This window comes from Microbacterium sp. MEC084 (genome assembly GCF_004514465.2).
Taxonomy (GTDB): domain Bacteria; phylum Actinomycetota; class Actinomycetes; order Actinomycetales; family Microbacteriaceae; genus Microbacterium.
The window spans coordinates 280,660-294,950 of record NZ_MYFP02000001.1 but is presented as its reverse complement, the minus strand read 5'-3'; the positions used below and the strand labels follow the sequence as shown (position 1 = coordinate 294,950).

The window sequence follows — 14,291 nt, the reverse complement described above, 5'->3', positions numbered from 1 at the left end:
TGCGGGCATCCAGGCGGGGCCGTCGTGCGGATCAGGCCGGTGCGGTGACAGGGATGCCGTATGCGCGCGTCGCGTCAGCGAGTCGTTCGTCATAGGTGACGAGCGACTCCAGGTCGTCGCCCAGCGCGAGCGCTGAGGAGAGATGGATCGCGTCGAGACTGCGCAGCGTCACGGGTTCGAGGCGGCCCGCCGCGTCGAGGATCTGCGGGCTCAGGCCGATGAGCGTGACGCTCTCCAGCACGATGCGCCCGCGCTGCGCGGCGTCGGGAGCCGAGCGCCGCAGGGCGCGCATGAGCTCCGTTCGCGCGATATCCGACGTCACGAGCGCGTCGCCGCCGTAACCCTTCGCCCAGGCGAACAGTGCCGCGCTCTCGGCCTCATGCACGGCCAGCTTCACCAGTGCGGACGTGTCCAGGTAGTGGGCCACGCTCAGTGCCGTTCGTCTTCACGCAGCGCGAGGAGGGCCGCGGTCACCCGCCCGCTCTCGTCGATGCCGCCCGGTGGCATCCCGAGCTCGTCGAGCGACCGTCTCGCGGTGCGGGCCTGACCGGCCGTTCGCAGCTGCTCGAGCGGCGATTGCGGCAGAGGCGAGAGCTGGGCCACGGGGCGACGTCGGTCGGTGATCACCACGGTTTCACCCGCCGTGACCCGCGCGACCACGGCGGAGGCGTTCTGCTTGAGCTCGCGGATCCCGATCTCCGACATGTGCTTCATTGTAGAACATGCATGCTCGCTTCAGAAGGGGCTGAACCGTCGCGGCTGCACCGCGAGGTGGTTCGCGAGTCGACGCATCGGTGGGGTGATCACGCCGTGTGCTCCACGTGCGCTGAGCAGAGCGAGGCCTGCGAGCACGTCGGGGAGATCGTCGCGGGCGAGGGTCTCGCGACTGCGGTCGCCGACGAACTCGGCGTGCGGGTGCGTTCCCCGGGGTGCGTCGAGAGGAGAGAGGGCTTCGGCGAGCAGGGAAGGGATGTCGGCCAGGCGCTCGCCGATCCCGTCGGCGATCGCGAGGAGTGCGAGCGTCGAGCCGGTCTCTCGCGACCCGGACCAGGGATGGCGAGCGGAGAGTCCGACGGCGTCAATGGCGATGTCGGCCTTGCTTCTGGCGCTGTTCAGCCGACCCCGGTTGGTCGTGAGGATCCGGCCGCGCAGCCGGCGCATCAGCCGATGCCGCCATGCGGCATCGATCAGCGCGCCCGCGTGCGTGTGCTCCCAGCCCAGGGTGCCCGCGAGCTCCTCGGTGAATCCGGCCGTGAGACCGCCATCCGCGCCCTGTGGGATGCCGCCGCCGATCGCGTCGCCGAGTGCCGCGAATGCCCACGTCAGCTCCGTCGTCTCCCGGGCATCGAGGGGAGCGGGGTGCAGCAGTCCATGCTGTTCGAGGTGGGACTCCAATGCCACGCGGTCGATCGGCGGCAGGTGGGCGCACAGGTCTGCAAGAGGGGATCCGGGTGCCGGGCCGTCCGCGCGCCAGGGATCGACCAGGCGTGGCACGAACCCGAACTCGATGTCGAGGTCGCGTTGCAGAAGTGTCGGATCGATCGGCGTCGCTCGACCCCACCACGAGAACCTGGGCAGGTGCTCGGCGCCGCAGCGGAGCAGGAGAACGGTGGAGTCCCCGACCTCGGCCGGTTCGGACCCGGTGATGGTGACGCGGTACCCGGGGCCGAGCGGCTCGTCGCAGCCCGGCTCGTCGTCCTCCCCGCCCCACCCGCGTCGGCCGAGCTCGGCCAGCGACCAGTCGGACTCGGCTTCGTGCACCCAGCCGCTCTCGTCGCCGGTCGTGAGCTGCATGGCGCGCGCGAGAATGCGGATCGGCGCGTCGGCGAGCATCCGGAACACCCGCTCCGGTTCCGCGTCGCCGATGCGACGCACTTCGACGATCGAGAATCGAGGGCTCGACGTGATGTACATGACGCGAACGTAGGCGTCCGATGCCGACGCGCGGGGGTGATCTCGTGTGATGAGGAAGACATCGCCCGCGACCTCGGGCTGTGGACGAGCGAGCGTGTCCTGTCGCGGGGCGATCCGCTCGCATCCGGCCCCCGAACGGACCCTCGACTCTGATATCCTGAACTGTCACGCGTGTGCGCGTCATCCGGGTCCTCCCGCGACGGACCACCGCGTGATGAAAGAGAACAATCCAACTGCCGCGGTTCGAACCGTGGTCTCGCGCGTCCGGGGCACCGGAGGTCGGGACCGAGCCGCGGCCCGAGCAAACAATCCAACAAGGACAACCCACTACATGACTAACGCAACGACCGCCCCGGCCACCAAGCAGGTCGCGATCAACGACATCGGCTCTGCTGAGGACTTCCTGGCCGCGGTCGAGAAGACCCTCAAGTCCTTCAACGACGGCGACATCATCGAGGGCACGATCGTCAAGATCGACCGCGACGAGGTGCTGCTGGACGTGAGCTTCAAGACCGAGGGCGTCATCCCCTCGCGCGAGCTCTCCATCAAGCACGACGTCGACCCCAACGAGGTCGTCAGCGTCGGCGACGTCGTCGAGGCCCTGGTCCTCCAGAAGGAGGACAAGGAAGGCCGTCTGATCCTGTCGAAGAAGCGCGCGCAGTACGAGCGCGCCTGGGGCGACGTGGAGAAGATCAAGGAGAACGACGGCGTCGTCACCGGCACCGTCATCGAGGTCGTCAAGGGCGGTCTCATCGTCGACATCGGCCTGCGCGGCTTCCTGCCCGCGTCGCTCATCGAGCTGCGCCGCGTCCGCGACCTCACGCCGTACCTCGGCCAGGAGATCGAGGCCAAGATCCTCGAGCTCGACAAGAACCGCAACAACGTCGTGCTCTCGCGCCGCGCCCTCCTCGAGGAGACGCAGTCGGCCACGCGCACGCAGTTCCTGAACAACCTGCACAAGGGCCAGGTCCGCAAGGGCGTCGTCTCGTCGATCGTCAACTTCGGTGCGTTCGTCGACCTCGGCGGCGTGGACGGCCTCGTGCACGTCTCGGAGCTGTCGTGGAAGCACATCGAGCACGCCTCCGAGGTCGTCGAGGTCGGCCAGGAGGTCACCGTCGAGATCCTCGAGGTCGACCTGGACCGCGAGCGCGTCTCGCTGTCGCTCAAGGCGACCCAGGAGGACCCGTGGCAGGTCTTCGCCCGCACGCACGCGATCGGTCAGATCACGCCGGGCAAGGTCACGAAGCTGGTTCCGTTCGGTGCGTTCGTCCGCGTCGCCGACGGCATCGAGGGCCTCGTGCACATCTCGGAGCTGTCGTCGAAGCACGTCGAGCTGGCCGAGCAGGTCGTCTCGGTGGGCGAGGAGGTCTTCGTCCGCGTCATCGACATCGACCTCGACCGTCGCCGCATCTCGCTCTCGCTCAAGCAGGCGAACGAGATGGTCGACCCCAACGGCACCGAGTTCGACCCGGCGCTGTACGGCATGGTCACCGAGTACGACGAGAACGGCGAGTACAAGTACCCCGAGGGCTTCGACCCGGAGACCAACCAGTGGCTCGAGGGCTTCGACGAGGCCCGCGAGAAGTGGGAGCAGGAGTACGCCGCCGCCCAGGCCCGCTGGGAGCAGCACAAGGCTCAGGTGGCCAAGGCCGCCGAGGCCGAGGCCGAGGCCGGCGAGGACTTCGGCGGCCAGTCGTTCAGCTCGGAGTCGGCCGGTGCCGGCACCCTGGCCGACGACGAGGCCCTCGCGGCTCTGCGCGAGAAGCTGGCCGGCCGCTGATCCTCAGCAGCTGACGCACGCAGGACGGGGTCGGATCCTTCGGGATCCGACCCCGTCTTCCGTTTCCGCGGAGGCGAATTCTGGCGGATGTCGCGCGGTCCGCCCGAATGTGACGTCATATTGCGCCGGATTCGGACGACGGCGTCCGCGGCGTCAGCATGGGGGAGATGTCCCTCCCCACCCCAACGGTCGCCCCTGCGCGCGCCGGCGCCGTCACGCTGACCGGCGTCGGACGCACCTTCGCCGCGCCCGGCGGATCGCGCGAGGTGCTGCGCGACATCGACATCGATCTCGCGCCCGGCGAGATCCTCTCGGTGATCGGCCCGTCCGGGTGCGGCAAATCCACGCTTCTGCGCCTGATCGCGGGGCTGGACGCCCCGACCGCCGGGTCCATCACCCTGGACGGCACCGCACTGTCTGACACGGATGAGCGCACGGCCGTGGCGTTCCAGGAGCCGCGCCTGCTGCCGTGGCGCACGCTCGCGCAGAACGTCGAGCTCGGCCTGCCGCGCGGGACGCTGAGCAGCCGCGCCGGCCGCCGCGAGGGGCGCGAGCGCGTCCGCGAGCTGCTGCAGCTGGTCGGGCTCGAGCACGCCGCCGACCAGCGCCCGCGCGAGGTCTCGGGCGGCATGGCGCAGCGCGCCTCGCTCGCGCGTGCGCTGGCGCGGAACCCCGGTGTGCTGCTGCTCGACGAGCCGTTCGGCGCGCTCGACGCGCTCACGCGGCTGCGGATGCAGGACCTGCTGCTGGACATCCACGCGGCCGAGCCGACGACCATCCTGCTCGTGACGCACGACGTCGAGGAGGCCCTGTATCTGGGCGACCGCGTCCTGCTGCTGCGCTCGCTCCACGCCCCGGCCGTCGACCCGACCGAGGCGCCCGCAGCCCAGCGCGCGCGTGTCGTCGCCCTGGGCTCCGGCGCCGGCATCGGCGACGCCGGAGCTGCGGTGCCCGTCGCCGTGGAGCGCCACGAGCCCGCGACCGCGGCCGCCCCCGGCGCGCCCCGCTCCATCGCCCGGGTCGTCACCGTCCCGGGCTCCCGACCTCGCGACCGCGCCGATCGCGCGCTCGCGGATCTGCGCACGGGCCTGCTGGAAGGGCTCGGCGTGCACACCCACCATCACCCCACCACCCGCAAGGAGAACCGATGAGCACTCTCATCCGCCGCACCGTCCCGACGCTCGCTCTGGTCGGCGCCATGGCGATGGTCGCCACGGGCTGCGTCGCGGGCGAGAACGCGCCGGCTCCCGCGGCCGCGTCGGGAGAGGCCGAGTGGTCGACCGACACGGTCACGGTCGACTGGGCGACCTACAACCCGCTGAGCCTCGTGGTCCGCGACCAGGGCCTGATCGAGGCGGCGCTCGGCGACGGCGTCGAGGTCGAGTGGGTGCAGTCCGCCGGCTCGAACAAGGCCAACGAGCTGCTGCGCTCGGGCTCCGCCGACGTCGCGTCCACCGCCGGATCGGCGGCGCTGTTCGCGCGTGCCAACGGCTCGCCGATCAAGGTGATCGACATCTACTCGCAGCCCGAGTGGTCGGCCCTCGTGGTCGGCGCCGACAGCGAGATCACGTCGGTCGAGCAGCTCGAGGGCGCCTCGATCGCGGCCACGAAGGGCACCGACCCGTACTTCTTCCTGCTGCAGGCGCTCGAGACCGCGGGCCTGTCGCTGGACGACGTCGAGGTGCAGAACCTGCAGCACGCCGACGGGCGCGCGGCGCTCGAGGGCGGCTCGGTCGACGCGTGGGCGGGGCTGGACCCGATCATGGCGGCCGCCGAGGTCGAGTCGGGCGCGCAGCTCATCTACCGCAACGTCGACTTCAACACCTACGGCTTCCTCAACGCGACCGAGGACTTCATCGAGAACCACGCGGATGTCGCCCAGGTGATCGTCGACGCGTACGAGGAGGCCCGCGCGTGGGCTCTCGAGAACCCGGAGGAGACCGCGGCGCTGCTGGCCGAGGCCGCGGGCATCGACCCCGTCGTCGCGGCCACGGTGATCGAGGAGCGCTCGAACCTGGACGTCTCGGGGGTTCCCGGCGCCGACCAGCTCGCGGTGCTCGAGAAGATCGCGCCGGTGATCGTGGAGTCGGGCGACGTCGCGGGCGGCCAGGAGGCCGTCGACGCCGCCCTCGAGTCGATCATCGAGGACTCCTTCGCGAAGCAGGCCACGGGACAGTGACGCAGCCTTCCGGCACGCACGCCGCGACCGGCGCCCCCGCGGCGCCGGTCGCGGCGCGGCCGTGGTGGTCGCGCACGTCCGTCCGGGTCGTCGGAGGGCTCGCGCTGCCGGTCCTGCTGGTGACCGTATGGCAGATCGCCACGGCCTCCGGCGCGGTGCCCGTCTACCGCCTGCCGGCGCCCCTGTCCGTCGTGCAGGCGGCCGGGCAGCTCATCGGCGACGGCAGCCTGTGGCTCCACATCGCGATCTCGACGCAGCGCGTCGTGATCGGCTTCCTCGCCGGGGCGGTCATCGGGCTCGCGGCGGCGGCGATCGTGGGCCTGTCGCGCCTCGGGGACATCCTGCTCAGCCCGACGCTGGTCGCGGTGCGCGCCGTGCCGTCGCTCGCCTGGGTGCCGCTGCTGATCCTGTGGCTGCAGATCGGCGAGGAGTCCAAGATCACGCTGATCGCGATCGGCGCGTTCTTCCCCGTCTACACGACCGTGGCCGCCGCGCTGCGCCGCGTCGACCCGCATCTGGTGGAGGCCGGCCGCTCGTTCGGGCTGCGCGGCTGGTCGCTCCTGCGCACGATCCAGCTGCCCGCCGTCGTGCCGTCCCTGGTGTCGGGCCTCCGCCTCGCTCTCGCGCAGGCGTGGCTCTTCCTGGTGGCGGCTGAGCTCATCGCGTCGTCGATGGGCCTCGGCTGGCTGCTCACCGACTCGCAGCAGACCGGTCGCGTCGACCGCATCCTGCTCGCGATCGTGCTGCTCGCCCTGCTGGGCACCCTGACCAACGCCCTGCTCGTCCTGTTCGAGCGGGCCGTGCTGAAGAGGTGGCTGTGATGACGGATGCGACCGAGCTGGCGCCCTCCGCCGAGGAGAGCCGCCTCGTGGAGACGCGCGCATACCCCGCGCCCGCCGCGTTCGCCGCGCAGGCGAACGTGGGCGCCGAGGCGTACGCGCGTGCCGCGGCGGACCCCATCGCATTCTGGGAGGAGGCGGCGCGCCGCCTCGACTGGGCGGAGCCGTGGCACACCGCGCACGAGTGGGAGCCGCCGGTCCGCGGCGCCGACGGCGAGCTGACCGTCCCCGCCGCGCGCTGGTTCGCGGGCGGACGGCTGAACGTCGCCGCGAACTGCGTCGACCGGCACGTCGCCGGAGGGCGGGGCGACAAGGTCGCGCTGCACTTCGAGGGCGAGCCCGGCGACCGCCTCACCGTGACGTACGCCGACCTGCAGCGCCGCGTGTCGCAGGCCGCGAACGGCCTGCTCGCGCTCGGCATCGAGCCCGGCGACCGCGTGGTCGTGTACCTGCCGGTCCTCGTCGAGACCGTCGTGATCGCGCTCGCATGCGCGCGGATCGGCGCCGTCCACTCGCTCGTGTTCGGCGGCTTCTCCGCCGAGGCCGTGCGGTTCCGGATCGAGGACACGGGCGCCAAGCTGCTCGTCACCAGCGACGGCCAGTGGCGCCGCGGCAAGGCCGTGGAGGTCAAGTCCAACGCCGACGCCGCGGCGGCCGGCATCGCGCACCTCGAGCACGTGCTCGTGGTGCGCCGCACGGGTCAGGACGTGCCGTGGACCGAGGGCCGCGACGTCTGGTGGCACGACGTGGTCGAGACCGCGTCGGACGTGCACGAGCCGCAGCCGTTCGACGCCGAGCACCCGCTGTTCATCATCTACACGTCGGGCACGACCGGGAAGCCCAAGGGCCTCGTCCACACCTCGGGCGGCTACCTGACGCACGCGAGCTGGGCGCACTGGGCGCACTTCGACGCCAAGCCCGACGACGTGCACTGGTGCACCGCCGACCTCGCCTGGGTCACCGCGCACACGTACGAGCTGTATGGCCCGCTGTCCAACGGCCTCACCCAGGTGATCTACGAAGGAACGCCGGACACCCCCTCGCAGGAGCGGCACCTCGAGATCATCCAGCGCTACGGCGTGACCGTGTACTACACGGCCCCCACGCTCATCCGCACGTTCATGACGTGGTGGGGCGAGCGCATCCCCGAGGGGTACGACCTGTCGACCATCCGCCTGCTCGGCACGGTCGGCGAGGCCATCAACCCCGAGGCGTGGGTGTGGTTCCGCCGCAACCACGGCCGCGACGAGGTGCCCGTGGTCGACACGTGGTGGCAGTCCGAGACCGGCGCCGCGATGATCGCGCCCCTGCCGGGAGTGACCACGCTCAAGCCCGGATCGGCCACCGTGCCGCTGCCGGGCATCGACGCCGCGGTGGTCGACGAGCAGGGGGAGCCCGTCGCGCCGGGCCGCGCCGGCACGCTCGTGGTGCGTCGTCCGTGGCCCGGGATGGCCCGCACGGTGTGGGGGAACCCGCAGCGCTACCGCGACTCGTACTGGGCGCCCTACGCGGGCAAGGGGGAGCACGGGGCGTACTACGTCGCGGGCGACGGCGCGACGGTCGACGCCGACGGCAACGTCTGGATCCTCGGCCGCCTCGACGACGTCGTGAACGTGTCGGGCCACCGCCTGTCGACCATCGAGATCGAGTCGTCGCTGGTCGCGCACCCCGCCGTCGGCGAGGCCGGCGTCGCCGGCGTCGCCGACCCGCTCACGGGCCAGGCGGTCGCGGCCTTCGTCGCGGCGCGCGAGGACGTGGACGCGGACGAGCTGCGCGCGCAGGTCGCGCGCGACATCGGGCCCGTCGCCAAGCCCAAGCACATCGTGTTCGTGCCGGAGCTGCCCAAGACGCGCTCGGGCAAGATCCTGCGCCGCCTGCTCGCCCAGCTGTGGCAGGGTGACGAGTTGGGCGACACGACGTCGCTGCAGAACCCCTGGGCCGTCGACGGCGTGCGCGCCGCGGTGGAGACCGCCCAGAAGCCCCACCAGAAGGAGAACCTGTGACCGAGGAGCACCGTTTCGGGTTCCGCACGCGCGCGCTGCACGCGGGCGGCACCCCCGACGCCGCCACCGGCGCCCGCGCGGTGCCGATCTACCAGACGACGTCGTTCGTCTTCGACGGAGCGCAGGACGCCGCGAACCTGTTCGCGCTGCAGAAGTACGGCAACATCTACTCGCGCATCGGCAACCCGACGGTCGCGGCGCTCGAGGAGCGCCTGGCGTCGCTCGAGGGCGGCATCGGAGCGGTCGCCACGTCGAGCGGCATGAGCGCGGAGTTCATCACGTTCGCCGCGCTGGTCGGCGCGGGCGACCACGTGGTCGCGTCGGCGCAGCTGTACGGCGGCACGATCACGCAGCTCGACGTGACGCTGCGCCGCTTCGGCGTCGACACCACGTTCGTCGCCTCGAGCGACCCGGCCGACTTCGCCGCCGCGATCCGCCCGAACACGAAGGTCGTCTACACCGAGGCGATCGGCAACCCCGGCGGCGAGATCGCGGACATCGCGGGCCTCGCCGAGGTCGCGCACGCCGCCGGCGTGCCGCTCGTGGTCGACGCGACGCTCGCCACCCCGTACCTGTCGCGCCCGCTCGAGCACGGCGCTGACATCGTGATCCACTCGGTCACCAAGTTCCTCGGCGGTCACGGCACGACGCTCGGCGGCATCGTGATCGAGTCGGGCAAGTTCGACTGGGGCAACGGGAAGTTCCCGACGATGACCGAGCCGGTGCCGTCGTACGGCGGCATCCGCTGGTGGGACAACTTCGGCGAGTACGGCTTCCTCACCAAGCTCCGCAGCGAGCAGCTGCGCGACATCGGCCCGGCCCTGACGCCGCAGGCGGCGTTCAACCTGCTGCAGGGCGTCGAGACGCTGCCGCAGCGGATCGACGCGCACGTCGCGAACGCGCGCGTGGTCGCCGAGTGGCTGTCGACCGACCCGCGCGTCTCGTTCGTGACGTGGGCCGGCCTCGAGGGGCACCCGCACCACGAGCGGGCGCAGAAGTACTTCCCGCTCGGCCCTGGCTCGGTCTTTGCGTTCGGCGTCAAGCCGGCCGGCGAGTTCGCGGACGACGCCGAGCGCGCGGCCGCGGCCCGTGCCGCGGGCGAGAGCTTCATCGACTCGGTCAAGCTGGCCTCGCACCTGGCGAACATCGGCGACGCGCGTACCCTGGTCATCCACCCGGCGTCCACCACGCACCAGCAGCTCACGCCCGAGCAGCTGGTCGCCGCGGGGGTCCCGGCCGACCTGATCCGCATCTCGGTCGGCTTGGAGGACGTCGAGGACATCATCTGGGACCTGGATCAGGCCCTCACCGAGGCGACGGGAGTCAACCGATGAGCGCAAGCGGCATCGTGGCCTGCGAGCTGCCCTGGGCCTCGGCCCCGGTGGCGGGCCGCACCTGGGTCGGCCCGGGAGCGCAGGACCGCTACGAGATCCTGCGCGCCACCAAGTCGATCGCGATCGTCGGCGCGTCCGACAACCCGGCGCGCGCGAGCTACTTCGTCGCGACGTACCTGCTGGGAAGCTCGCCCTACGACGTGTACTTCGTGAACCCGCGCGCCGAGTCGATCCTGGGGCGCCCGGCCTACAAGTCGCTCGCCGACCTGCCGGTCGTGCCCGACCTCGTCGACGTGTTCCGCCGCCACGAGGATCTGCCGGGCGTCGCGCAGGAGGCGATCGACGTGGGCGCCAAGACCCTGTGGCTGCAGCTCGGCTCCTGGAACGAGGAGGCCGCGGCGCTCGCGGAGGCCGCAGGCCTGTCCGTCGTGATGGACCGCTGCGTCAAGATCGAGCACGCCCGCTTCCACGGCGGCCTGCACCTGGCCGGGTTCGACACCGGCGTGATCAGCTCGAAGCGCCAGCTGCTGTCGCGCTGACCGACCGACCCGATCCGGGGCCGCACGGATGTCCGTGCGGCCCCGGCCCCGTCATGTCGTCACGTGATCACATCGATCCCTCGAACAGCCCGACCACGTTGCCGTCGGGGTCGCGGAACAGCGCCCACCAGCTGGTCTCGGTGATCGGCGTCCGCTCCTTGACGATCTCGCCGCCGCCGGCGACGGCCTTCGCGAGCGTGTCGTCGATCGAGTCGACCTCGACGATCGAGCGCGGCTGCGTGAAGCCCTCCTCGCGCGGCGTGAGCGCGCCACCGCTGACGCCGTTGGGGTTCTGCCACATGGGGTACTCCTCGAAGCCCGGCGGAGCCTCGATCTGCCAGCCGAACAGGTCGGCGTAGAAGGCCTTGCCCTTCTCCAGGTCCGAGACCGGGATCTCGAGGTGCGTGACGTCTCCGTGTGCCATGACTGCCCTTTCGTCGTGGGGTGGCCTCCGACGCGCTCACGGTATGCCCGGCCGCCGACACCGGCAAGGGGCCGCAGTGCGATCGTTCGATCGGCCTCCCGCGCGGCGAGGCGGGCGCGCGGTACAGTCGCGGCATGATTCCTGAGATCAACTACTGGGCCGTCGTCCTGGCCACCCTCTCGAGCATGGTCGTCGGCTCGGTCTGGTACGCGCCGAAGGTCTTCGGCACCCGGTGGTCGCAGCTGGCCGGGGTGTCGATGGAGGGCACCGGCAAGGACGCGACCGTGCCCATCGTCGTGACCGTGGTCGTCAGCTTCATCACCGCCTGGGTGCTCGCCGGGGCGATCACCATCGCCTGGCACTTCTACCAGGGCAGCTACCTCATGGCCGCGCTCGTCACCGCCGTGCTGCTGTGGGCGGGCCTCACCGCCGCGCGCTTCATCACGCACGACGCGTTCGAGGGCCGGCCGGGCCAGCTGACGCTCATGAACATCGCGCACGAGCTCGTCACGGTCGTGGTCATGGCGATCATCATCGGCGTCTGGCCGCCCGCCGGGACGGTCTGATCCGGGCGGCGACCGCAGATCAGCGCGCAAGGGGCGTGCCAGACTGCTGGCATGCCCCTCGTCGCGCTCACCGGCGGAATCGCGTCCGGCAAGTCCACGATCGCCCGCCGCCTCGCCGAGCACGGCGCCGTGGTGATCGACGCCGACGCGCTCGTGCGGGAGCTGCAGCAGCCGGGGACGCCGGTGCTCGCGGCCATCGCGGCCGAGTTCGGCGACGGTGTGCTGACCGCCGACGGCGCGCTCGACCGCGCCGCGCTCGGTGCGCTCGTCTTCGGCGACCGCGACCGGCTGGCGGCGCTCAACGGCATCGTCCACCCCGCGGTGAAGGCGGAGTCGCAGCGGCGGTTCCGCGCGGCGTTCGACGCGGACCCTCGCGCCGTCGTGGTCTACGACGTGCCGCTGCTCGCGGAGGCGCGCGGCACGGGGGAGTGGGACACCGTGGTCGTCGCCCACGCGCCGGCCGACGTCCGCGTCGCGCGCATGGTGGAGCACCGAGGCATGAGCGAGGACGAGGCGCGTGCGCGCATCGCCAACCAGGTGCCCGACGAGGAGCGCCTGAAGCTCGCGGATGTCGTGATCGACACGTCCGGATCCCTCGACGACACGCTCGTGCAGACCGACGCGCTGTGGGAGCGGCTCCGGGCGGAGGGTTAGCGGCGTCCGAGCCGCGTGAACGCCCCGAGCACGGTCTGCTCGGAATGGACGAGGTACGCGTGCAGCTCGTCGGATGCGGCCGGTCCGCCTTCGGTCAGGAATGCCTCGAGCACGGCCCGGTTCCGGGGCACGTAGGGGGCGTGCAGCGCCTCGGGGCTGTCGATCTCGAGGAACGCCAGGCGGAGCTCCGCGGCGATGTCGCGGAACAGACGTCCGAGGCGCGGGCTGTCCGCCAGCGCCACGATGGCCGCGTGGAACGCCATGTTGGAGGTGCCGACCGCCCGCCAGTCCTTCGCGGACAGGGCCGCCTCGCTCGCCTCGACCGCGTCGCGCATCGCGTCCACGGCAGGGTGCAGCGGGGACCCCGCGGCGAGCACGGCGGGTTCTATGGTGCGACGCGCGCGATAGATGTCGATCACGTCGGCGACCGTGGGCGACGCGACGGACGCGCCCCGATGGGGGATGTGCTCGATCAGGCCCTGCTCGACCAGGACGCGGAACGCCTCGCGCAGCGTGTTGCGCGAGACGCCGAAGAACTCGGAGAGCGAGGTCTCCGACAACCGCGTGCCGGGCGCGAAATCACCGGCGATGATCCGCTGCCGCAGCACGTCGGCGAGCGTCTCGTCGTGGGCGGGCATGCAGGAATCCTACGGCGGGCCCGCGAGCGCGCCGCAACAGGATTGAAACAAAAACGACTTGGATTGTTCAACAATCCGTGGGATGTTGTTCGACATCAGGTCGCGCGCCCCACCGCGACCGCTTCCCACATCCCGCAGGCCCTTTCCCCAGAGGAGCACGACATGAGCGAGACCACCACCGCCGAGCGGGCGAAGACGTTCGCCCGCTCGCGTCGCGGACCGATCCTCGGCGCGATCTTCCTGATGGCCACCTCGGCCATCGGACCCGGCTTCATCACCCAGACCGCCACGTTCACCGCCCAGCTCGGCGCCGCGTTCGCGTTCGCGATCCTCGCCTCGGTGCTGATCGACTTCGCGCTGCAGATGAACGTGTGGCGGATGATCACGGTCTCGGGAAAGCGCGCCGGCGATCTCGCGAACTCGGCGATCCCGTTCTCGGGGCATGTGCTCGCGACCCTCATCGTGATCGGCGGCCTCGCCTTCAACATCGGCAACATCGCGGGCGCGGGCCTCGGCCTGAACGCGCTGCTCGGCATCGACGCCAAGATCGGAGGGCTGCTCTCGGCGCTCCTCGCGATCGGCATCTTCCTCTACAAGCGCGCGGGGCGCGTGGTCGACGCCGTCGTGATGGTGCTCGGCATCGTCATGATCGTCCTGACCCTCATCGTCGCGATCGTGTCCCAGCCGCCCGTCGGCGACGCGCTGCGCCAGACGTTCGTCCCGGACGAGCTGAACTTCGCCACCATCACGACCATCGTCGGCGGAACGGTCGGCGGGTACATCACCTACGCGGGAGCGCACCGCTACCTGGAGTCCGGCAAGACCGGCCCCGAGCACGTGGCGTCCGTGCATCGCGCGTCGATCAGCGGAATCCTCGTCACGGGCGTCATGCGCTATGTGCTCTTCCTCGCGATCCTCGGCGTCGTCGCCTCCGGCGTGACCCTCGACCTGTCGAGCCAGGCGGCGAACCCCGCGGGCCAGGCGTTCGGCGCGGTCCTCGGCGACGCCGGCATCCGCATCTTCGGCGCGATCTTCTGGGCGGCGGCGATCACCTCGGTCATCGGGGCCGCGTACACGTCCGCGACGTTCATCTCGACCTTCTCGAAGAAGCTCGGATCGGGATGGCCGCTGCAGATCACGACCGTCGCCTTCATCGTGGTCTCGCTCGGCTTCTACCTGGCCATCGGCGCGGCTCCCGCCGCCATCCTGGTGTTCGTGGGCGGCTTCAACGGGCTCATCCTCCCCATCGGCATGACGATCTTCATGTACATCGGCTGGTTCCGGCAGCGGGACATCCTGGGCGGCTACCGCTACCCGGTCTGGCTGCTCGTCGTGGGCACGCTCGCCACCCTGCTGACCTGGTACATGGGAGCCGTCTCGATCGGCCCGATCTTCGCGTTCATCGGCATCGGCGGCTGACC

15 protein-coding genes are annotated in these 14,291 nt (G+C 71.2%); 10 read left to right on the top strand and 5 right to left on the bottom strand.

Going from position 1 to position 14,291, the window contains the following annotated elements; genetic code table 11:
• Positions 1-31: 31 nt before the first annotated feature.
• Genes B5M43_RS01425 through B5M43_RS01415 form a run of 3 tightly spaced genes read right to left on the bottom strand, consistent with a single transcriptional unit; the run spans position 32 to position 1,914 of the window.
• A complete protein-coding gene (locus tag B5M43_RS01425) occupies positions 32-427 on the bottom strand; it encodes a type II toxin-antitoxin system VapC family toxin (protein WP_055989529.1) in 396 nt (131 codons plus the stop codon).
• 2 nt (positions 428-429) lie between these two features.
• Positions 430-705, bottom strand: a complete 276-nt coding sequence (locus B5M43_RS01420; RefSeq protein ID WP_055989526.1) for a type II toxin-antitoxin system Phd/YefM family antitoxin — start codon at positions 703-705, stop codon at positions 430-432.
• Positions 706-735: 30 nt separating this feature from the next.
• Positions 736-1,914: a hypothetical protein gene (locus B5M43_RS01415; protein WP_134744991.1), complete on the bottom strand. Its 1,179-nt coding sequence runs from the start codon at positions 1,912-1,914 to the stop codon at positions 736-738.
• A gap of 331 nt (positions 1,915-2,245) precedes the next feature.
• Between B5M43_RS01415 and rpsA the strand changes: the two genes are divergently transcribed.
• The 7 genes from rpsA (at position 2,246) to B5M43_RS01380 (ending at position 10,588) form a co-directional block, all read left to right on the top strand.
• Positions 2,246-3,694 carry a 30S ribosomal protein S1 gene (rpsA, locus tag B5M43_RS01410; protein WP_134744990.1) on the top strand — a complete coding sequence of 483 codons (1,449 nt, stop codon included), beginning with the start codon at positions 2,246-2,248 and terminating at the stop codon, positions 3,692-3,694.
• 167 nt (positions 3,695-3,861) lie between these two features.
• The gene (locus tag B5M43_RS01405) at positions 3,862-4,845 is read left to right on the top strand and encodes an ABC transporter ATP-binding protein (protein WP_134744989.1); all 984 of its coding nucleotides are present in this window, start codon (positions 3,862-3,864) and stop codon (positions 4,843-4,845) included.
• The gene (locus tag B5M43_RS01400) at positions 4,842-5,873 is read left to right on the top strand and encodes an aliphatic sulfonate ABC transporter substrate-binding protein (protein ID WP_134744988.1); all 1,032 of its coding nucleotides are present in this window, start codon (positions 4,842-4,844) and stop codon (positions 5,871-5,873) included. Before B5M43_RS01405 ends, B5M43_RS01400 begins: the two co-directional genes overlap by 4 nt.
• Positions 5,870-6,694 (top strand): ABC transporter permease, encoded by an 825-nt coding sequence (locus tag B5M43_RS01395; protein WP_055989514.1) that lies wholly within the window; start codon positions 5,870-5,872, stop codon positions 6,692-6,694. The genes B5M43_RS01400 and B5M43_RS01395 overlap by 4 nt, the downstream gene beginning before the upstream one ends.
• Positions 6,694-8,715: an acetate--CoA ligase gene (acs, locus tag B5M43_RS01390; protein WP_134744987.1), complete on the top strand. Its 2,022-nt coding sequence runs from the start codon at positions 6,694-6,696 to the stop codon at positions 8,713-8,715. Before B5M43_RS01395 ends, acs begins: the two co-directional genes overlap by 1 nt.
• Positions 8,712-10,049: an O-acetylhomoserine aminocarboxypropyltransferase/cysteine synthase family protein gene (locus tag B5M43_RS01385; RefSeq protein ID WP_055989508.1), complete on the top strand. Its 1,338-nt coding sequence runs from the start codon at positions 8,712-8,714 to the stop codon at positions 10,047-10,049. Before acs ends, B5M43_RS01385 begins: the two co-directional genes overlap by 4 nt.
• Positions 10,046-10,588 carry a CoA-binding protein gene (locus B5M43_RS01380; RefSeq protein ID WP_055989505.1) on the top strand — a complete coding sequence of 181 codons (543 nt, stop codon included), beginning with the start codon at positions 10,046-10,048 and terminating at the stop codon, positions 10,586-10,588. Before B5M43_RS01385 ends, B5M43_RS01380 begins: the two co-directional genes overlap by 4 nt.
• Before the next feature lie 67 nt (positions 10,589-10,655).
• Here the strand turns inward: B5M43_RS01380 and B5M43_RS01375 are convergent, their stop codons facing one another.
• Positions 10,656-11,012: a VOC family protein gene (locus B5M43_RS01375; protein ID WP_055989502.1), complete on the bottom strand. Its 357-nt coding sequence runs from the start codon at positions 11,010-11,012 to the stop codon at positions 10,656-10,658.
• A gap of 134 nt (positions 11,013-11,146) precedes the next feature.
• Here B5M43_RS01375 and B5M43_RS01370 point away from each other — a divergent pair, with 134 nt between their 5' ends.
• Together B5M43_RS01370 and coaE are read left to right on the top strand one after the other, a co-directional pair.
• Complete coding sequence (locus B5M43_RS01370; protein WP_055990541.1) at positions 11,147-11,578, top strand: DUF1761 domain-containing protein; 432 nt, start codon at positions 11,147-11,149, stop codon at positions 11,576-11,578.
• Between the two features lie 51 nt (positions 11,579-11,629).
• Positions 11,630-12,232: a dephospho-CoA kinase gene (gene coaE, locus B5M43_RS01365; RefSeq protein ID WP_134744986.1), complete on the top strand. Its 603-nt coding sequence runs from the start codon at positions 11,630-11,632 to the stop codon at positions 12,230-12,232.
• Here the strand turns inward: coaE and B5M43_RS01360 are convergent.
• Complete coding sequence (locus B5M43_RS01360) at positions 12,229-12,870, bottom strand: GntR family transcriptional regulator (protein ID WP_055989496.1); 642 nt, start codon at positions 12,868-12,870, stop codon at positions 12,229-12,231. The genes coaE and B5M43_RS01360 overlap by 4 nt on opposite strands.
• A gap of 162 nt (positions 12,871-13,032) precedes the next feature.
• On the opposite strand from B5M43_RS01360, the gene B5M43_RS01355 reads away from it, so the two are divergent.
• Complete coding sequence (locus B5M43_RS01355) at positions 13,033-14,289, top strand: NRAMP family divalent metal transporter (protein WP_055989493.1); 1,257 nt, start codon at positions 13,033-13,035, stop codon at positions 14,287-14,289.
• The last annotated feature ends 2 nt before the right edge of the window (positions 14,290-14,291 follow it).